Origin of the sequence: Curtobacterium sp. MCPF17_031 (assembly GCF_003234035.1) — a bacterium.
Classification (GTDB): domain Bacteria; phylum Actinomycetota; class Actinomycetes; order Actinomycetales; family Microbacteriaceae; genus Curtobacterium.
Map to the genome: position 1 here is coordinate 1 of NZ_QKSG01000002.1, position 18,414 is coordinate 18,414.

15 protein-coding genes and 2 pseudogenes are annotated in these 18,414 nt (G+C 71.7%); 8 read left to right on the forward strand and 9 right to left on the reverse strand.

Features of this window, described 5'->3' with window-relative positions; genetic code table 11:
- Positions 1-205: 205 nt before the first annotated feature.
- From DEJ31_RS03035 to DEJ31_RS03065, 7 genes are all read left to right on the forward strand, one after another.
- Positions 206-1,291, forward strand: a complete 1,086-nt coding sequence (locus tag DEJ31_RS03035) for a LacI family DNA-binding transcriptional regulator (RefSeq protein ID WP_258366107.1) — start codon at positions 206-208, stop codon at positions 1,289-1,291.
- Position 1,292: 1 nt separating this feature from the next.
- Positions 1,293-2,804 (forward strand): sugar ABC transporter ATP-binding protein, encoded by a 1,512-nt coding sequence (locus tag DEJ31_RS03040; protein WP_111045315.1) that lies wholly within the window; start codon positions 1,293-1,295, stop codon positions 2,802-2,804.
- 80 nt (positions 2,805-2,884) lie between these two features.
- A complete protein-coding gene (locus DEJ31_RS03045) occupies positions 2,885-3,856 on the forward strand; it encodes an ABC transporter permease (RefSeq protein ID WP_110904004.1) in 972 nt (323 codons plus the stop codon).
- A gap of 52 nt (positions 3,857-3,908) precedes the next feature.
- A complete protein-coding gene (locus DEJ31_RS03050; protein WP_111121197.1) occupies positions 3,909-4,859 on the forward strand; it encodes a substrate-binding domain-containing protein in 951 nt (316 codons plus the stop codon).
- Positions 4,856-5,854: a ribokinase gene (locus DEJ31_RS03055; protein ID WP_111121198.1), complete on the forward strand. Its 999-nt coding sequence runs from the start codon at positions 4,856-4,858 to the stop codon at positions 5,852-5,854. The genes DEJ31_RS03050 and DEJ31_RS03055 overlap by 4 nt, the downstream gene beginning before the upstream one ends.
- Complete coding sequence (gene rbsD, locus DEJ31_RS03060) at positions 5,851-6,234, forward strand: D-ribose pyranase (protein ID WP_111121199.1); 384 nt, start codon at positions 5,851-5,853, stop codon at positions 6,232-6,234. The genes DEJ31_RS03055 and rbsD overlap by 4 nt, the downstream gene beginning before the upstream one ends.
- 154 nt (positions 6,235-6,388) lie before the next feature.
- Positions 6,389-7,096: a hypothetical protein gene (locus tag DEJ31_RS03065; protein WP_258366110.1), complete on the forward strand. Its 708-nt coding sequence runs from the start codon at positions 6,389-6,391 to the stop codon at positions 7,094-7,096.
- Positions 7,097-7,159: 63 nt separating this feature from the next.
- Here DEJ31_RS03065 and DEJ31_RS03070 read toward each other — a convergent pair whose 3' ends face one another.
- From DEJ31_RS03070 to DEJ31_RS03085, 4 genes and pseudogenes are all read right to left on the reverse strand, one after another.
- Positions 7,160-7,441: a transcriptional regulator gene (locus tag DEJ31_RS03070; protein ID WP_110904038.1), complete on the reverse strand. Its 282-nt coding sequence runs from the start codon at positions 7,439-7,441 to the stop codon at positions 7,160-7,162.
- Positions 7,442-7,473: 32 nt separating this feature from the next.
- On the reverse strand, positions 7,474-7,968 hold the full coding sequence (locus DEJ31_RS03075) for a hypothetical protein (RefSeq protein ID WP_111121201.1): 495 nt from the start codon (positions 7,966-7,968) through the stop codon (positions 7,474-7,476).
- 33 nt (positions 7,969-8,001) lie between these two features.
- Positions 8,002-8,541 carry a GNAT family N-acetyltransferase gene (locus tag DEJ31_RS03080; RefSeq protein WP_111121202.1) on the reverse strand — a complete coding sequence of 180 codons (540 nt, stop codon included), beginning with the start codon at positions 8,539-8,541 and terminating at the stop codon, positions 8,002-8,004.
- A pseudogene (locus tag DEJ31_RS03085) lies at positions 8,538-8,816 on the reverse strand (GNAT family N-acetyltransferase); the annotation flags it as partial. The pseudogene DEJ31_RS03085 and the gene DEJ31_RS03080, both read right to left, overlap by 4 nt.
- Before the next feature lie 38 nt (positions 8,817-8,854).
- Between DEJ31_RS03085 and DEJ31_RS03090 the strand changes: the two are divergent.
- Positions 8,855-9,274: pseudogene (locus DEJ31_RS03090) on the forward strand (SDR family NAD(P)-dependent oxidoreductase); the annotation flags it as partial.
- A 182-nt stretch (positions 9,275-9,456) separates the two neighbouring features.
- Here DEJ31_RS03090 and DEJ31_RS03095 read toward each other — a convergent pair.
- From DEJ31_RS03095 to DEJ31_RS03115, 5 genes are all read right to left on the reverse strand, one after another.
- Positions 9,457-10,062 carry a TetR/AcrR family transcriptional regulator gene (locus tag DEJ31_RS03095; protein ID WP_111121358.1) on the reverse strand — a complete coding sequence of 202 codons (606 nt, stop codon included), beginning with the start codon at positions 10,060-10,062 and terminating at the stop codon, positions 9,457-9,459.
- Entirely contained in the window at positions 10,055-10,915 is an 861-nt protein-coding gene (locus DEJ31_RS03100; RefSeq protein ID WP_110904015.1) for an alpha/beta fold hydrolase, read from the reverse strand. Before DEJ31_RS03100 ends, DEJ31_RS03095 begins: the two co-directional genes overlap by 8 nt.
- Positions 10,916-10,980: 65 nt before the next feature.
- Entirely contained in the window at positions 10,981-14,214 is a 3,234-nt protein-coding gene (locus DEJ31_RS03105; RefSeq protein ID WP_111121204.1) for a GH92 family glycosyl hydrolase, read from the reverse strand.
- Between the two features lie 14 nt (positions 14,215-14,228).
- Positions 14,229-15,200, reverse strand: coding sequence for an endo-beta-N-acetylglucosaminidase H (locus tag DEJ31_RS03110; RefSeq protein WP_111121205.1), 972 nt, complete (start codon positions 15,198-15,200; stop codon positions 14,229-14,231).
- 124 nt (positions 15,201-15,324) lie between these two features.
- On the reverse strand, positions 15,325-18,360 hold the full coding sequence (locus DEJ31_RS03115; RefSeq protein WP_111121206.1) for a glycoside hydrolase family 38 C-terminal domain-containing protein: 3,036 nt from the start codon (positions 18,358-18,360) through the stop codon (positions 15,325-15,327).
- Positions 18,361-18,414: the final 54 nt, after the last annotated feature.

The following is an 18,414-nucleotide window of genomic DNA, read 5'->3' on the forward strand; positions in this document are numbered from 1 at the left end:
CCCCCCCCCCCGCTCCGGCGCCGTCTGACCGGCGCTGTCTCGGCGCGCCCGACTCCTCCGCGAAAGCGACCGATCGTCGCGCATCTCCGGCGCAGGACTGTCGCTTTCGCGGACGGCTCGGCAGGCGCGGCTCGGGACCGCGCCGCTTGACAGAGGCCGGGGGCGGTCCCTATGGTCATGGAATCGATTCCATGGAATCGATTCCATGACTCGCCCAACGGAGTGCTCACCGATGAACACCGTCACCATCAAGGACGTCGCCGCCCGCGCCGGCGTCTCCGCAGCGACGGCGTCCCGCGTGCTCTCCGGCAACGCGGCCACCAGTCAGGACTCCCGCCGAGCGGTCGAGCAGGCGGCGAAGGACCTTGACTTCCGCCCGAACCTGCAGGCCCGCGCGCTCCGCTCCACCCGGTCGGACACGATCGGTCTGCTGGTCTCCGACGTCCGCAACCCGTTCTTCGCCGACCTCGCCCACACCATCGAGCAGGCCGCGCTGGCCGAGGGCTACGTCACGCTGCTCGGCAACGCGAACGAACGAGCCGACCAGCAGAACCGGTACCTCGACACGCTCATCGCCCGCCGGGTCGACGGCGTGATCGTCGCTCCGCAGGGCAACGACACCGGCACCGTGCAGCAGCTCGTCGACCGCGAGGTCCCGACCGTGTTCGTCGACCGCGTGATCCCGGGCATCGACGTCCCGAGCGTGACGACGGACAGCAGCACCGGCATCCGCCAGACCGTCGAACACCTCGCCGCCCTCGGCCACACCCGCATCGGGTACATCGCCGGTCCACAGAGCGTCTCCACCGGCCGCGAGCGGTTCACCGCCTACCAGGACGCCGTCGTCGCAGCCGGGCTGAGCGAGGACCCCGAGCTCGTCGTCTTCGGTGACTTCCAGGCCGCGTCCGGTTCCGCCGGCGTCACCACGTTGCTCGAGCTCGACGACCCGCCCACGGCGATCTTCGCTGCGGACAGCCTGATGGCCGTCGGTGCGATCGCGATCCTCAACCGACTCGGCCTCCGGGTCGGTCAGGACATCGCGCTCGTCGCCTTCGACGACATCGAGTGGTTCTCGTTGTTGGAGCCCGCGCTCTCCGTCGTCGCCCACAGCGTCGAGGACATGGGCCGCGTCGCCGTGGGCCTGCTCCGCGACGTCATCGACGGCGGCAGCCCCGAGTCCGTCCGTCTGCCGAGCGAACTGATCGTCCGCGCGTCCTCGGCCACCCCCATCCGACCCGTCCGGCAGGCCGCATCGTCGCGCCCCGCCGCCCAGCAGCACCCGGAGAACTGACATGGCGCAGACCCCCCTCCTCACCCTCGACCGGGTGAGCAAGTCGTTCGGTCCCGTCCAGGTGATCACCGACGTCACCGTCGACGTGCACGCCGGGAAGGTCCAGGTCCTCCTGGGCGAGAACGGTGCTGGCAAGTCGACCCTCATCAAGATGATGTCCGGGATCCACCAGCCCGACGGCGGACGGATCCTGGTCGACGGGGTCGAGGTGAGCCTCCCGACCGTCTCCGCCGCGGAGCGGCTCGGCATCGCGACGATCCACCAGGAACTCAACCTGGTCGGCTCGCTCAGCGTCGCCGAGAACGTGATGATGGGCCGGATCCCGACCCGCTTCGGGCTGGTCGACCGGAAGACGCTCCGCCGTCAAGCCGAGGCCGCCCTCGCGGTGATCGGGCTGGACGTGGACGTCGACACCCCCGTCGGCGAGCTCGGCATCGCACGGCAGCAGCTGGTCGAGATCGCGAAGGCGCTCAGTGTGGAGGCGCGGATCCTGATCCTCGACGAGCCCACCGCCGCCCTCACCCGCCACGAGACCGAGGCCCTGTTCCGCGTGGTCGCGGACCTCCGGGCCCGGGGCGTCGGCATGCTGTTCATCAGTCACCACCTCGACGAGATCGCCGAGATCGGCGACACGGTCGCCGTGCTCCGCGACGGCCACTTCGTCGCCGAGGTCCCCGCCTCCACGCCCGAGGACGAACTCGTCCGCCTCATGGTCGGCCGGAGCATCGAGGAGCAGTACCCGACCGGCAGCGCCGTGGTGGACCGCGCGGACGCCGTCCTGCGGGTCGAGCACCTCACCGCGGCCGGCCGGTTCCAGGACGTGTCCTTCGACGTGCACGCCGGGGAGATCGTCGGCATCTCCGGACTCGTCGGTGCCGGACGGACCGAACTGGTCCGGGCCATCGCGGGCGCCGACGGGTACGACAGCGGCACGGTCACCGTCCGCGGCCGGCAGCTCGGCAAGGGCAGCGTCGCCGGGGCGATCCGCGCCGGCATCGGGCACGTGCCCGAGGACCGCAAGGGCCAGGGCCTGGTGCTCGGCGCCTCGGTCAACGACAACCTCGGGTACGCCACGCTCGCGTCGAGCGCCCGGGGCGGACTCGTCGACTTCGCCGGGCAGAAGCAGCGTGCCGAGCAGGTCGCTGCCCGGCTCCGCATCCGGATGCACGACATCGACCAGCCGATCGGGTCGCTCTCCGGCGGCAACCAGCAGAAGGCCGTGTTCGGTCGCTGGATCCTCGCGGGCTCGAGTGTGCTGCTGCTCGACGAGCCCACCCGTGGCGTGGACGTCGGCGCGAAGGTCGAGATCTACGAGCTCGTCAACGCCATCACCGCCGGTGGGGGTGCCGTCGTGATGGTGTCGAGCGAGCTGCCCGAGGTGCTCGGCATGAGTGACCGGATCCTCGTCATGCGAGACGGTCGGATCGCCGGTGAACTCGACGGTGCCGACGCCACCGAGGACGCCGTGATGACCCTCGCCGCCCGCGACGTCCCGGACGCCGACGCCGCCTGACGACGGCGCCCCCTCCCGCGCGGTCACCCGCGCGCACATCCCCGCGTACAGCGCAGTACCCACCAGAAAGCACATGCCGCATGTCATCGACCACTGCGAAGGCCCCGAACCGGTCCTTCTCGTTCACGAAGTTCCTGGCGAACAACGGCGCCCTCGTCGGCCTCGTCGTGCTCTGCATCGCGCTCTTCATCGCGACGCCTGACTTCCTCACCGGCCGCAACATCCTCAACATCGGCATCCAGGTGTCGACCGTGGCCGTGCTCGCGTTCGGCGTGACCTTCGTGATCGTCGCGGGCGGCATCGACCTGTCCGTCGGCTCGGTCGCCGCGCTGTCGGCGATGGTCTCCGCGTGGTTCTTCGCCACCGCGGGGCTGCCCGGCTGGCTGGCCCTGGTCGGCGGACTCGTCGCCGGACTCGCCACCGGCGTCGTGAACGGCCTGGCCAGCGCCTACGGCAAGCTGCCGTCGTTCATCGCGACCCTGGCGATGCTCAGCGTCGCCCGCGGTCTGACCCTCGTGCTCTCCGACGGCAAGCCGGTGCCGACCTCGCCCCAGGTGTCGTTCCTCGGTGGGGACATCGGACCCGTGCCGGTGCCGATCATCGTCCTCGTGGTGGCCGCGCTGATCGCGTCCTTCATCCTCAACCGCACCGTGATCGGTCGGAGCATGTACGCCGTCGGGGGCAACGCCGAGGCAGCACGGTTGTCGGGCCTCCCGGTCAAGCGGATCGTCGTCATCGTGTTCGGGCTGTCCGGGCTGTTCGCCGCACTCGCCGGCCTGCTGCTGGCGGGTCGACTCGACTCGGCGCAGCCGCAGGCCGCCAGCGGCTACGAGCTCGACGCCATCGCGTCGGTCGTCATCGGCGGCGCCTCGCTCGCGGGCGGTGTCGGCCGGATCTCCGGCACCTTCATCGGCGCGCTCGTCCTCGTCGTGATCCGCAACGGCCTGAACCTGCTCAACGTCAGCTCGTTCTGGCAGCAGGTCGTCATCGGCCTGGTCATCGCGGTCGCCGTCGGGTTCGACGTGCTCCGCCGCAAGACGCGCAGCAGCTGACGCGCTCCTCTCCTCTTCCTCCTTCCCCACCCTCTCCACAAAGGAACCAACGATGAAGTTCTCCTCCTTCCAGAAGGTCGCCACCGTCGGCGTCGTCGCCGGCCTGGTCGTCCTCGGCACCGCCGGGTGCAACCGCACGAGCAGCACCGGCGCGTCGGGCGGCGGCGACATGAAGATCACGCTCGCCCTCTCCACGCTCAACAACCCGTTCTTCGTCGAGGTCCGCGACGGCGCGAAGGCCGAGGCGAAGAAGCAGGGCGTCACCCTCGACGTCGTCGACGCCCAGAACGACTCCGCCCAGCAGGCGAACCAGCTGCAGACCGCCTCGAGCGGCAGCACCAAGGCCGTCATCGTCAACCCGGTCGACTCCGACGCCGCCGGCCCGAGCGTCACCGCGCTGAACAAGGCGGAGATCCCGGTCATCGCCGTCGACCGCACCGTCAACGACGCCTCGGTCGACTCGTTCATCGCGAGCGACAACGTCGCCGGTGGCAAGCAGGCCGCCGACGACCTGGCGAAGGCGATCGGCGAGAAGGGCGAGATCCTCGTCCTGCAGGGTCAGGCGGGCACCTCCGCCAGCCGTGACCGCGGCCAGGGCTTCGCCGAGGGCATCAAGGCCTACCCGGGGATCAAGGTCGTCGGCAAGCAGACCGCGAACTTCGACCGCGCCACCGCGCTCGACGTCACCACCAACCTGCTGCAGGCCCACCCCGACGTCGTCGGCGTCTTCGCCGAGAACGACGAGATGGCACTCGGCGCGATCAAGGCCCTGGGCGCGAAGGCCGGCACGAGCGTCAAGGTCGCCGGCTTCGACGGCGAGGCCGACGGTCTGAAGGCGATCCAGGACGGCACGCTGAGCAGCTCGGTCGCCCAGCAGCCGGCCAAGCTCGGCGCGCTGGCGGTCGACCAGGCCGTGAAGGCCGTCTCCGGCAAGGCCGACAAGACCGTCCAGGTGCCCGTCGTCTCGGTGACCAAGAGCAACGTCGGAGACTTCACCAAGTGAGCCGTCCCACCGGAACCGTGGTCGTCGTGGGTTCGCTCAACGTCGACCAGGTCGTGACCGTCGATCGCCACCCCGCACCGGGTGAGACGCTCATCGCGACCTCCTTCGCCCTGCTCCCGGGTGGCAAGGGTGCGAACCAGGCCGTCGCGGCCGCCCGTCGAGGCGCGCCGACCGTGATGGTGGGGAGCGTCGGACGCGACGGTGCGGCGAAGGTGGCCACGAGCCTCCTGGCCGACAGCGGCGTCGACGTCACCCACGTCCGCGCGGTCGACGCCCCCACCGGGCTCGCGACCATCACGGTCGACCGCAGCGGCGAGAACACGATCGTCGTGGTCCCCGGGGCCAACGCGTCGACCGGGACGGAGGCTGTGCTCGCGGCCGCGGACACCGTCGCGTCGGCCGCGGTGGTCGTCCTGCAGGGCGAGGTCCCCGCGGACGGAGTCGGCGCCGCCGCCACGGCGGCGACCGGGCGGGTGCTGCTCAACCTGGCGCCCGTCGTGCCGGTCGGACGGGAGGTCGTCCTCGCCGCCGACCCGCTCGTCGTCAACGAGCACGAGGCAGCGCTCGTCCTCGCGCAGCTCGTCCCGGGTGCCGAGGTGCCGGCGGACGAAGGCGCGCTCGTCGCGACGCTCCGCTCGCTCGGCATCCGGTCCGTGGTCGTCACGCTCGGAGCACGCGGTGCCCTGGTCTCCGACGACGAGGACCCGGCAGCGGTGGTCGCCGTGCCGTCACCGCGCGTGGTGGCGGTCGACACCTCCGGCGCGGGCGACGCGTTCGTCGGGGCGCTCGCCGCCGGGCTCGCCGCGGGACGCTCCTTGCTCGAGTCGGCTCGCCAGGCCGTCCGGGTCGGGGCGTTCGCCGTGCAGGGGGTCGGGACCCAGCCGTCCTACCCGACGCTCGACGACGTGCTGCCCGAGGTCGCGCCCGAGTCCGAGTCCGAACTCGAGTCCGCGCCCGAGGACGGGACGGACGGAGCGCAGGGAGTCGACGCATGAAGAAGACCGGCATCCTCAACGCGGAGTTGAACGCGGGGCTGAGTCGGCTCGGCCACGGTGACCTCGTCGTGGTCGCGGACTGCGGGCTCCCGATCCCGCCGGGAGTCCCGGTCGTGGACCTCGCCCTCGTGCACGGAGTCCCGCGCTTCGTCGACGTCCTCGACGCACTGCTCGGGGACGCGGTCTTCCAGGACTGCGTCGTGGCGACGGAGGTCGCCGGGACCGAGGCCGAGACGTGGTTGGCCGAACGGTTCCCAGAGCGCCGGGCGGTGTCGCACGAGCAGCTCAAGGCGATGTCCGGCGGAGCGCGGCTGTTCGTGCGCACCGGCGAGGCGACGCCGTTCGCCAATGCGGTGCTCGTCTGCGGCGTCCCCTTCTGAGGTCCGGGCCGTCCGGCTCGTCCCCGATCGTCTGTACCCCGATGGTCCCCATGGTGGAGGACTAGCTTGGCGGGACACGGAAAGACGTCGATACCGCGGCGGACACGCTGACGCGGGAGTTCGGCGGTGGTGCCCCATGTCACGAGCCCGCGCGATGATCCGTTCAGCCCTCATGATCCCGGCGCGCGTCGGACGCGTGAGCGAGTTCGTCTTCCGCCGTTCCGACGCCGCCTGGGACGTGTTCCCCGACGACGACCCGGCCGGCACCGTCCCGGGGTCAGCGGTCGACCGGGTCTGGTTCGTCGGCGAGCGCGGTGAACTGTCGCTCGGCGTCCGTACCCACGAGCTGTCCCTCCCGGCGTTCTTCGCCCGGAAGCGCGCAGGCCGATGTGGTCGAGGGACCTCGTGGTCGATCGCGAGCGCACCGTCGTCGAGCGTCCGACAGCTGCCCCCGATCGTCCACGCGCACCGCGAACACCTGCAGGAGTGCGAGCTCGTCGTCGTCATGGTGGGCATCACGGACGCCCTGCGGGTCATGCCTCCGAGGATGTGGGAGGAGCACCTCCGGGACACCGTCACCGCACTCCTCGAGGTGCTCCCGCCCACCGCCCGGGTCCTCGTCGGTGAGATCCCGCCCCTCGACAACGCCGGCAGCCTCTCCCGTCCCGCGCGGGCCGCTGCCGGCGTGCACGGGAAGGCGCTCAACCTCCGGTCTCGCGCGGTGGCGGAGGACCACCCGCGCGTCAGCGTCGTCGGCTTCCCGGAGGAGCTGACGCGATCGGTGTGGCGTCCGGAGGCGGAGGAACACCGGTACCGCGACACCTACGCGGTGTGGGGCGCACACCTGGCCGCCCACGCCTGAGCGTCCGTCCCGATCTGCACGACCGCATCGGCTCACGTCCGCGGTCCCTCGAGCGCTCCGGCGTCAGCCCAACAGTGCGCGCAAGGCGGCGACATGTCCGTGGTAGGCGCTGCGACCCTCCGGGGTGAGTGCGAGCCACGTCTTGACCCGCCCCTTGCCGGTCGGCTTGCGCACCGTCAGGTACCCCGCGTCCTGCAGCACCTTGACGTGCTTGCTCGTCACCGAGTCGCTCGCGCCGAGCACGTCGCGCACCACCGAGAACTCGGCCTGGTCGAGCGGATCGAGGAACGCGCAGATCTGCAGACGGTTCGGTGCGTGCACCACCTCGTCGAACCTCCCGCTCACGCCGCTCCCCCGACCCGTCGACGGCGCGGCGGTCACGAGGCCTGCACGCGGCCCTGCCGCAGCTCCGACCGCAGCCGGCGGTCGAACCGACGTCCGAGCACGACCATCGCCACGACGACCATCACCGCCAGCACCCACACCGGCCAGAGGAGGCCCGTGGCCTCGTGCACGAAGATCGCGGCGACGACCGCGACCACATCGAACACGCCCATCGCCACTGCCCACCGGGTCGCGGCTCCGGCTCGGTGGCCGGAGACCCACACACCGGTGAGTCGGCGGTAGGCCGAGACGAGCGCGAGGATCCCGGCGAAGAAGACGACGAGCACGGCCGCTCGGACGACGGTGTCGCCCAACGCGTAGCCGACCAGGTAGGCGCCGGCGAGCAGGCCCAGGGCCAGGTGGTACCACCACGGGGTCACCAGACGGTCGGCGACGGAGGCCCTGGTCGCGTCGACCGCGGCGAGCGCCTGTCGGGCGTCGGTCGGGTCCGAGCCGTTGGGTGCGCTGTTCCTCGGGTCGTTTTCCATGTCGGCAAGTCAATCATTTGCCGCCATGGAAAGTCAACGGTCGACCGGGACCGGAGGATCGTCACGCAGCCGCTGGAACATGCTGTGGTCCTGCCACCGGCCCGCGATCTCGAGGTACCGCGGGGCGAGGCCGCACTGGACGGGACCGTTGCGGGCCAGCACCCGCTGCGAGGCGGTGTTGTGGACGAGGGTCTCGGCCTGGACGCGATGCAGGCCGAGCTCGTCGAACGCATGCCCGAGCGCCGCGGCGGCTGCGCGGGTCGCGAGGCCTCGGCCGGTCCGGTCCTCCGACAACCAGTACCCCATCGCGCAGGACCGGAACGAGCCGCGCACGATGCCGCTGAGGGTCAGACGACCTGCCACCTGGCCGTCATCGTCGAGGACCACGAACGGGACGGTCCCGCCGCGACGGTGTTGCTCCAGCACGAGGTCGATGTCCGTCCGCTGACCGGGGACGGTCTCGTACCCGTCGGCGCGGATGGGGCTCCACGGCGCGAGGAACGCCCGGTTGCGGACGAGCAGGTCGGAGAGTGCGCGGCCGTCGCCGGGTTCGATCAGGCGGATCGTGGTCATCGTGCGCGTCCGTCGAGCACGGGTCGGTCGAGCGCCAGCGCGAGTTCGAGCGTGTTCCCCGCGGTGAAGCCGACGGGACGTGTCCGCCCGGTGGGGACGAAACCATGACGCGCGGAGAAGCGGCGCGCGGGCTCGGCGTGCTCGTGGACGTCCGAACGGAGACGTCCAGCGCCTCGCTCGTGCACCCACCGGACGATGCCGTCCAGCAACGCATCGGCCACCCCGTTCCCCCGGCCTCGGAAGTCCGGCGAGACGAAGACGCCGGTGAGGACAGGGTCCGTCCCGTCGCCGTCCCAGCTCTGCGCGCTCGGGCTTCCGTGACGTGGTCGACACGAACCTGACCGGTTACTTCCTCGTCGCGCGGGCGGTGGTTCCGCGCATGCTCCAGGCCGGGGGTGGTCGCGTCGTCACGGTCAGCATGAACCACAGCGCGATGAACCGACGCGGGTTCGTCCCGTACGGCCCGTCCCGAGCCGGAGCAGAGGCGCTCGCCCGGATCATGGCGGCGGACCTCGCGGACACGTCCGTGCGGGCGAACATCCTGCTGCCAGGCGGTGCGACGGCGACCGGGATGCTCGACGGCACCGCGAGGCCCGGCAGCCTCGCGGTGCTTCCCGCCGACGTCATGCGGGCACCGATCCGGTGGTTGGCGTCCGCCGACGCGGCCGACCTGCACGACGAACGGATCGTCGCGACGGAGTTCGCGGAGTGGTCGGCAGCGCGTGGGCGGTGACGGCCGTCAGCCCCGACGGATCAGGCTCGGGGTCGGACGAACTCCGCCCACTCCTCCGGGCACCGCGCGGCGAACCAGGCGTCGACCAGGCCGGCGCGCGGTGAAGCGCAGCTTCGTGCTCTCGGCGGTCGCGCTGCCGCCCCAGGTGTTGGTCGTGTCGCTCCTGGTCCCCCTCGAGCCGCCTAACGACCATCGGGCACGACCGAACGCCCGTCCCCACCCGCAGCCCGGGCCCGCAGCCCCTGGTCGAGGAAGTCGATCATCCAGGTGAAGCTCTCGTCCACGTCGGCGCCGAGCTGGAACCCGCCGGACACCTCGAGGGTGGCGAAGCCGTGCAGCATGCTGCGGAGCATCCGGAGCGCGTGCACCTCGTCGGCCGGGTCGAGCCCGTAGTCCCGCAGGACCGTGACGAACGACGACAGCGACCGATCGAGGGCCGTGGCGAGCGGGTCGTCGGCGTCCGCCGGTCGGCTGCCGGTGGTAGCGGCGTAGCGGCCCGGGTGCTCCTGCACGTACCGACGGACGGTGCGCGCGGCGGCGGCCAGGGCCTCCCGTCCGGTGCTCCCCCGGGTCGCCTCCGTCAGTGCCTCGGTCAGCTCGGCGGCAGCGAGGGCTGCGATCCGCCGGGTCAGGTCCGGGAGGCCCGCCACGTGCTTGTAGAGCGACGGCGGCTTCACGCCGAGCCGGTCCGCGACGGTGCTCATGCTCAGCTGCGCCAGGCCGTTCTCGTCGGCGAGGACCGCGGCGGCCTCGGTGACGACCGCGGGGTCGAGTCCGGCTCTAGGCACGGTCGCCACCCGTGGTGGTCGCCGTGAGCGTCCGCCCGAGGAACGGGAGCAGGAGGTCCATGACCTCGGCCGGGGTCTCGCGGTGCGGGTAGTGCCCGGCTCCCTCGATGACGGCGAGTTCGCCGAGGCCGGTCGGCAGGTCGCCGAGGATGCGGCGACCCTCGGCTGCGGGGTCGGCCCAGTCCGGGTCGGCACCGCCCTGGACGACGAGCACCGGGCAACGGACGTCGGCAAGTCGAGCGCCGGCGTCGGCCGGGTTGGTCTTCGTCATCGCCTTGAGGACGGCCATCCGCTCGGGCTGCCGCAGGGTGTCCTCGATGTGCCCGCGTTCGGTGGCCCAGTCGGCGGGCTTGGTGGCGACGGCCAGGTCCAGGTAGGCGAGCCAGCCCGGCAGGCTGCCGGCCGTCATGACCCGGAGGAGCTGGACGGTGCCGGATCGGTGGTGGTTCCGGTTGCGGAGGAACCCGCCGAGGTCGAACGACTGCGCCCGGGTGAAGGGGGCGAGTTCCACGACGCCGGTGATGAGCTCCGGGGCGTCCGCGGCGGCGATCGTCGCGGCACCGCCACTGATCGACTGACCGACGACGACCGCCGGGCCACCGAGGTGCCGGACGACGGCGACGAGGTCCCCGGCGATGTCGGCGCGGGAGTACCCGGCCCAACCGGTGCTCGAGTCGCCGCAGCCGCGGATGTCGACGTTCGCGACCCGGTACCCGGCGGCGACCAGTTCGGGGACGAGGAACCGGTACGAGTGCCGGCTGTCGCCCATGCCGTGGGCGAGGACGACGAGGGGTCCGGTACCGCTGACGTCGATGGCGATGGTGCCGCCGTCACGTTCGATGTGTTCGAGCATGTGTGCCTCCTGGCTACGAGTGTTAGCCAAAGCTAACACCCATAGCCAAGAACGTCAACAGCCGGTCAGGAAGTGCCGTCCGCGACGATGAGCTGCAGCTGCGACAGCGTGATCGGCCTCAGGGCGTGGAACGTCAGGGTCCCGCCGTGGACCCCGCCGACGAACGGGAACACCCGGGTCTGCCCGGCCCAGTCGAACACCTCGTCCCGCCCCTCGAGCACGTGCACCGCTGTACCGTCGACGTCCCGCAGCACGATCCGCCACGACGCGGTACCGGCGGCCGCGACCGTCACCGTGACGAGCGACACGGCCTCGACCGTCACCGGCACCGCGACGGACTCCCCCGCCGCGAGCGCCACGACGGTCGCTCCCGCGTCGTCGGTGAGCGGTGACGCGCCGACCGGCAGCACGTCGTCGGGGGTGTCCCGGTACCCGTGCAGCACGGAGGCCGATGCCGGCCGGCTGTCCGCCGCCCACCCCCGGGGTGTGTCGGTGAGCGCGACCTCGATGCGCGAGGCACCGACCACGACAGCGTGCGGGATGCTCACCGACTCCCACGGCTCGCCGTCGACGGTCACGGAGGCGATGAACGCCCCGCTGCCGGTGGTCTCGATGACGGTGGGCGACCCTCCCGCCCGGTTCAGCACGGTCCGGCGGACCGACGGCGGCACGATCACGTAGGTCCCGGTCGACGGCGCCAGCGGGTACAGCCCGATGGTCGCGAAGACGTACCAGGCGCTCATCTCGCCGTTGTCCTCGTCGCCGGGGTACCCCTGCCCGAGGTCGGAGCCGACGAACAGCCGGTCGAGGCACTCCCGGACGATGCGGTGCGCGTCGTCGTGCCGGCCGGCGAACATGGGGAAGAACGGGATGTGGTGCGCGGGCTGGTTCGACAGTCCGAGCATGCCCATCCGGATGTCGCGGGCCTCGGTCATCTCGTGGATCGCGAACCCGTACGAGCCGGAACGGTCGGTCCCACCGGTCTCCCGTCGCGCCCAGAACCGCGCGAACGCCTCGTCGAAGCCAGCCGGACCGCCGTGCAGCTCGACGACGCCGGCGCCGTCGTGCGGCGCGGTGAACATCGTGCCCCACGCGTTGGTCTCGGTGTAGTCGCTGCCCCACACGTCGGGGTCGAAGTCGTCGCGCCACGCGCCGTCGGGCGTCCGCCCGATGAAGAACCCGCGCTCGCGGTCGAAGACGTTCCGGTACTGCAGGGAACGGCGCGCGAACCACTCGTGCTCGGCGCGGTACCGGGCAGCGCCGACGTCGTCACCGGCCGCGACCGCGCGGTTGGCCAGGGCATCCGCCAGCACGGCGACACCCCAGTCGTTGATGGCCGCGTCCAGGGTCCACGACATGCCCTCGCCAGTCGCCGTGTCGACGTACCCGCGGAACAGGCCCGGGAGGCTCCCCTTCCGCCCGACCCGCCGGTCCCCCGCCGGGACGGTCGCGTTCCGCAGCGCGGACCGGTACGCCTGCTCGAGGTCGAACCCGTCGACGCCCTTCGCGACGAGGTCGGCGAAGACGGTGTCGCTCGTGGTGCCGGTCATCACGTCCTCGGCGCCGGGAGCACTCCAGCGCGGGGTCCAACCACCGTCGGTGAAGTGGCCGACGACGCCCTCGGCCAGGTCGGCCGCGGTGTCCGGGGTGAGGAGTGCCAGCAGCGGCCAGGCGGTCCGGTAGGTGTCCCAGAACCCGTTCGTGGTGGTGAGCGGTCCGTCGACGACCTCCGGACCGGGCTGGTCGCGGATCGGCTCGGACAGGACCTCGCCGTACGGGGACCGGTGACGCGGGCTGCCGGCCGGGTCGTCCTGGTGGACAAGGGCGGTCTCGCCGGCGCGGGTGGGGTAGAGGAACGCCCGGTACAGGCCGGAGTAGATCGACACGAGTCGGTCCTCGGTCGCGCCCTCGACCTGCAGGGTGTCGAGCTCGGCGACCCACCGGTCCTCGGCGTGCCGGCGCATCGCGTCGAAGTCGCCCGCCGCCGCCAGGTTCGCCCGGGCGTCCTCGGCGGACACCGTCGAGATGCCGAGCAGGACGTCACTGTCGCCGGCGACCTCGACCGAGCCGCGCAGCAGCCCGTCGACGACCGTCGTGTGCGAGGCGACGGCGTTCCCGATCCGCAGGTGCACGTGGTGCGGTGGCGTCTCGGCGCGGTCGTCGAGCAGAGCGTCGACGACCGCCGCGCCGTCCTCGATCCGGACCTCGCACGAACGGAGCACGCCGTGGTGGTCGAGGACGATGCTCCGGGCACCGGTGAACCGCCACGCCAGGGCGAACTCGCCGGCGGTCATCTCGGCGGTGACGCCCTCGTCGAGCGCGACCCGGTAGCGGTGCGGGCCGTCGAGCTCGTCGACGTGGTCGAAGCCGAGCGCACGGGCGGTCCGGTCGACCTCGGGGTCGGCGAGCGGGGACGGCATGACCTGGAACACCCCGCGGTCGGCCATCCACGGTGAGGGCAGGTGGCTGGTGGCGAACGCCTGGATCGCGGGCCGGTTGTCGCTCGGCCGGTTGTGCTCCTGGTAGGCGTACGGCCACCGGCTGTCGGCGGCGTTCGTCATCGGCAGGCCGAAGACCCCGCCGTGCGGCAGCCCCACGAGCGGTGCGTTGTTGCCGCGGGAGAACGTGCCGGACGAGTGCGTGCCGCGGGTGGTGCGGACGTGGTCGAGCGGGCGGGCGTCGGCGGGCACGGCACCGGTGGCGGGCCCTGCTGGCTCGATCCGGACGTCGTCGAGCCAGCCACGGACGGTGCGGACCACGCCGTCGGGGACTCCGACGGAAGCAGAGCCGGACGCTGGTTGGTCCGTCCGGCCGAGCCGCGCCTCCAGGCGGTCCACCACCCGGCCGGCGTGCGCCGACAGGTCGACGGTCCGCCGGTTCCACTGGTCGACCCACTGCTTGCGGGCGTCGTCCTGCGCCTCCGGGGTGACGGCGTCCCCGTACTGGTCGCGGGCGGAGTCGGTGCCGGACCCGGCACTGAGCCGGGTGCCGTCGGTGAAGACGATGTCGAGTGCGAACGCCGTGGCGGCCCAGAACCCGTCGAGGTCCGCCTCGGCCGGTTCGGTCTGCCCGTCGGGCAGTGACCGTTCCGGGAACCAGACCCAGGTCAGGACGTCGGTGGGTCCGACCTCCTGACCTGCCGGCCCGGGGACGACCACCACGGTCGCCCCCGGGTCGGTCTGTTCGATCAGGGTCGCCTCCTGCGAGACGTACCCGACCCCGTTCCGGGCCGCGACCGCGGTCGTCGGTCCGGCTGTCGGTCCGACTGCGGTCGGGCCACCACGGCGCACGTCACTCATCGATCAGTCGTCCCTCACCGGTAGACGGCCGACTGGCCGTACAGCACCTTCGTGAACTGCGACACGTAGGGGCTGACGTCACCGTCCGGCAGGTTGTACGTCATGTAGACGCCGTACCCGTCGGCCTTGGTCCGCTCGGCGAACGAGACGGCCGTGGCCACCGGGGTGTTCTGGATGTCGACCGCGGCGGCCGAGAGCTTCGACTTCGGCACACCCGGGATCTGCGGCGCCGTGTAGGTGCCGTAGTAGGGGTTCCACGCGTAGTCGAGCTTCTTGCCGATCGACGGCTTCTCCTGCTGTAGCGACGTCGACGACGGGCCGATGTCGTAGAAGGAGATGATCTTGCCGGGCATGTCCGCGCGGAGTGCCGAGACGAGCCAGCCGATCGACTGGTCGTTCGGCTGCGGTGTGCCGTCCACGCCGTAGTCCGAGTACTCGTCGTCCAGGTCCACGCCGTCCAGGCCGTACTGCTTGACCGTCGCGGACACCTGCGCCGCGAAGTCGCGGGCGTCGGCCTTGGAGGTGAAGTTCGCGAGCCCGGTGCCCTGGTGGTTGCCGAGCACGGAGAGCGTCACCTTGATGCCTTTGGCCTGCAGGGGCCGGATCTGCGTCGCAGCCTGGTCCAGCGTTCGCTGCACGTTCTCGTTGGCGTACAGGACCGCGTCGCCGTCCGCGTCGCGGTTGATGTTCGCGGCGAAGATGATCGCCACGTCGAAGGCGTTCGCACCGTTCTCGAGCGTGTACCGACCGACGTTCCGGAGTTCGTCGTTGTTCACCTCGACGTACGCGATGTTCGTCGGCCCGGACTTCGTCGGGGCGGAGTGTCCCGGCCGCCCGTGGCCGTGGCCGTGGCCGTTTCCGTGCCCCTGGCCGTGCGACGCGGCTGCCGGCCCGCCCGGTGCGGCTGATGCGGCGGCGGGCACCATCGGCGCCGCCACCATGGCGACCAGCGCCGCCACGATCCCGATCTTCATGGACTTCTGCATGTCACTCCTCTTCGAGTGGTGTCCGCGGCGACGAGGTGCCGCCGCGGGTCCACGACCGATCGGCCGTGGGACCCGCCGCCGGGACACCCGAAGTCCCGGCGGCGGGGGTCTCATCCGGCCACGGTCAGTGCGCTGCACCCCGTCGCGGGAAGCGGAACGTGCGGACCTCGAACGCGTCGACCGGGAAGGCCGCCACCCCGTCGGTGATCGCGGCGACGCCCGGCAGTGCCGGGTCGATCTCCTCGAGCAACGTGACCTCGACCGGCTCGTCGAAGGGTCCGTCGACCGCCAGGCCGCCCGTCCCGCGGCGTCCACCCGGCTCGTAGACCCGGACGACCAGGTCGCCGGAGCGGTCGTCGGCGAGCTTGACGGCCGAGACCACCACGTCGCCGGAGGCCTGCACGAGCGAGTCGAAGCCGTGCGCACCGGTGACCGTCCGGACGGCGGTGTTCATCGCCGTGCCGGCCGCGGTCGCGCCGACGATGTCCGTCCCGATGACGATCCCGTACCGGTGCGTCTGCACGCCCTGGTCGGTCTCCGGGTCCGGGAACCGCGGTGCCCGCAGCAGCGAGAGCCGGAGCGTCGTGGTGACGTGGCCGTCGACCGAGTCGCGTGTGACGTCGAACCCGTGGATCGAGTCGTTCACGAGCGCGACGCCGAATCCGGGCTCCTCGACGAGAACGTAGCGGTGCATGGACGTCTCGAACTTCGCGGCCTCCCACGAGGTGTTCGTGTGCGTCACCCGCTTCTGCGCGCCGAACTGCGTCTCGGCGATGGTGTGCTCGGCGCGGACGTCGAGCGGGAACGCCACCTTGAGGAACTTCTCGGTCTCGTGCCAGTCGGTGACCTGGGCGAACTCCAGGGTGCGTGCGCCCGGTGCGAGCGTGATCTCCTGCGTCACGGTGGACTCGCTGAACGCCCGCGACACCGTCACCCGGGCGGTCCCGTCGGCGTCGACCGAGGCACGGAGGCCGGTCACGTCGACCAGGTCCTCGACGCGGTTCCGGTAGTACCGGTCCACGTCCCACGCGTCCCACATGTTCGGGAAGTCCTGGTGCAGCTGCAGCAGGTTCGCGACCTGGCCGGGGGCGATCGCGTCGCGTCCGGTGGTCAGGTCGACCGCACTGGTGACGAGGCCGCGGCCGTCGACGACGACCCGGACCAGTTCGTTGGTGAGCACGATCCCGCCGTCGGCCTCGGTGAGGGTGACGGCGGTCGTCGCCTCCACGTCGGTGGTCAGGATCGCGCTCTGCGCCAGGGCACCGCTCTGGAGGCTCGGGGCCGGGTTGACGACGATCGTCCGGTCCCCGGAACCGGCGAGGGCCGACAGGGCGGAGGCGATGAGGGCCTCCAGGCGGTCGGCGACCTCGGCGTACCGCTCGACGGCCTCGCGGTGCACCCACGCGATCGAGGTACCCGGCAGGATGTCGTGGAACTGCTGGAGCAGGACCTGCTGCCAGAGCGCGTCGAGCTCGTCGTACGGGTACGCGAAGTCGGTGCGGGCGGCGGCCGTGGCGCACCACAGCTCGGCCTCGACGAGCAGGTGCTCGCTGCGGCGGTTGCCCTGCTTGGTCTGGTGCTGGCTCGTCAGTGTGGCGCGGTGCAGCTCGAGGTAGAGCTCGCCGACCCACACGGGCGGGTTCTCCAGCTCGCTCTTGGCCCGGTCGAAGAACGCGTCGGGGTGCTCCCACGTGACGCGGGCGCTGCCCTCCAGGTCGGCCAGGCGTGCGGCCGTGCCGGTCATCTCACGGGTCGTGCCGCCGCCGCCGTCGCCCCAGCCGACCGGGGCGATCGAGCCGGTGGCCAGACGGTTCTCGCGGAACTGCCGGGCGGCCTTCGCCACTTCGGACCCGGAGAGCCGCGAGTTGTACGTGTCCATCGACGGGAAGTGCGAGAAGACCCGCGACCCGTCGATGCCCTCCCACAGGAACGTGTGGTGCGGGAACTTGTTTACCTGGTTCCAGGAGATCTTCTGCGTGAAGAACCACTCGAACCCGGCGCGACGCATCAGCTGCGGCAGCGCCGGCGAGTAGCCGAAGCTGTCCGGCAGCCACACGCCCTTCGGTCGGATGCCGAACTCGCGCTCGAAGAACCGCTGTCCCTGCGAGAACTGCCGGACGATCGACTCCCCCGTCGGCATCACGGTGTCGGACTCGACCCACATGCCGCCGAGGGGCAGGAACCGGCCGGCGGCGACGGCGTCCTTGACCTTCGCGTAGACCTCGGGGCGGTGCTCCTTGATCCAGGCGTACTGCTGGGCGCTGGACATGCCGTAGAGGAAGTCGTCCGTCTGCCCGATCAGCTCGGTCATGCTCGACGTGGTGCGGGCGACCTTCCGGATCGTCTCGCGCACCGGCCAGAGCCAGGCGGAGTCGATGTGGGCGTGGCCGACGGCGGAGATCCGGTGCGCGGAGGCCTCGGCGGGTGCGGCGAGCACCTCGGCGAGCGCCGCACGGGCGGCGGGGGCGGTCCCTGGGATGTGCTGCAGGTCGAGCGCGTCGAGGGCGTCGTCGAGCGCCTGCAGGATCCGCATCCGGCGCGGGCCCTGCGGCAGCTCCTCCTGCAGTTCGAGCAGGACGTCGATGTCGAGTGCAAGCTCGTGCACCTCGGCCGCGAACACGGCGAGGTCCATCCGGCGCGACGTGTACAGCCGCTTCGGGGACGAGGTCCGGACGTCGCCCTCCTGCGTGACCAGGAAGGGGTGGTAGTCGAGCAGCACCGGGTTCGACGCCGCCTCGACGAAGAACTCGACGGTCTCGCCACCGACGGCCTGCTCGGCGATGAGGACCCACTGGTTGCGCGGGTTGATCGACTTCACCGGTGTTCCGTCGGACAGGTAGACGAGTCCCTCGCACTGGAAGCCCGGCATGTTCTTGTCGAACCCGAGGTCGATGAGCGCCTCGACGCGCTGCCCGGCCCACCCGGCGGGGACGGTCCCGGAGAGGCGGAACCAGGTGGTGCCCCAGGCTGCTCCCCAGGGGGTGCCGACCTCGTACGGCTCGAAGGTGAGCGCGAGTCCCTCGGCGGGGGCGATCGGCTCGCCGGGCAGTTCGTGCCAGGCGGTGTCGAGCGGGACGGCGGTGGCGTGCACCTCGGGCAGGATGCGCTCGTCGAGCACGCGGCGTGCGCGGCCGATGGTGAGCGGGATGTCGTCGTGCATGGGTCCTTCCGGGGACGGCGGTGGTCGTCGGGTCGGTGGTGTTCGTCGTGCAGT

Bases quoted from the DNA above. Each gene is read 5' to 3' on its own strand.
- DEJ31_RS03065 (WP_258366110.1), top strand. From the start codon at position 6,389: ATGATCCGTTCAGCCCTCATGATCCCGGCGCGCGTCGGACGCGTGAGC.
- DEJ31_RS03040 (WP_111045315.1), top strand. From the start codon at position 1,293: ATGGCGCAGACCCCCCTCCTCACCCTCGACCGGGTGAGCAAGTCGTTC.
- DEJ31_RS03105 (WP_111121204.1), bottom strand. From the start codon at position 14,214: ATGAGTGACGTGCGCCGTGGTGGCCCGACCGCAGTCGGACCGACAGCC.
- DEJ31_RS03045 (WP_110904004.1), top strand. From the start codon at position 2,885: ATGTCATCGACCACTGCGAAGGCCCCGAACCGGTCCTTCTCGTTCACG.
- DEJ31_RS03050 (WP_111121197.1), top strand. From the start codon at position 3,909: ATGAAGTTCTCCTCCTTCCAGAAGGTCGCCACCGTCGGCGTCGTCGCC.
- DEJ31_RS03035 (WP_258366107.1), top strand. From the start codon at position 206: ATGACTCGCCCAACGGAGTGCTCACCGATGAACACCGTCACCATCAAG.
- DEJ31_RS03100 (WP_110904015.1), bottom strand. From the start codon at position 10,915: ATGCTCGAACACATCGAACGTGACGGCGGCACCATCGCCATCGACGTC.
- DEJ31_RS03115 (WP_111121206.1), bottom strand. From the start codon at position 18,360: ATGCACGACGACATCCCGCTCACCATCGGCCGCGCACGCCGCGTGCTC.
- DEJ31_RS03110 (WP_111121205.1), bottom strand. From the start codon at position 15,200: ATGCAGAAGTCCATGAAGATCGGGATCGTGGCGGCGCTGGTCGCCATG.
- DEJ31_RS03075 (WP_111121201.1), bottom strand. From the start codon at position 7,968: ATGGAAAACGACCCGAGGAACAGCGCACCCAACGGCTCGGACCCGACC.
- DEJ31_RS03080 (WP_111121202.1), bottom strand. From the start codon at position 8,541: ATGACCACGATCCGCCTGATCGAACCCGGCGACGGCCGCGCACTCTCC.
- rbsD (WP_111121199.1), top strand. From the start codon at position 5,851: ATGAAGAAGACCGGCATCCTCAACGCGGAGTTGAACGCGGGGCTGAGT.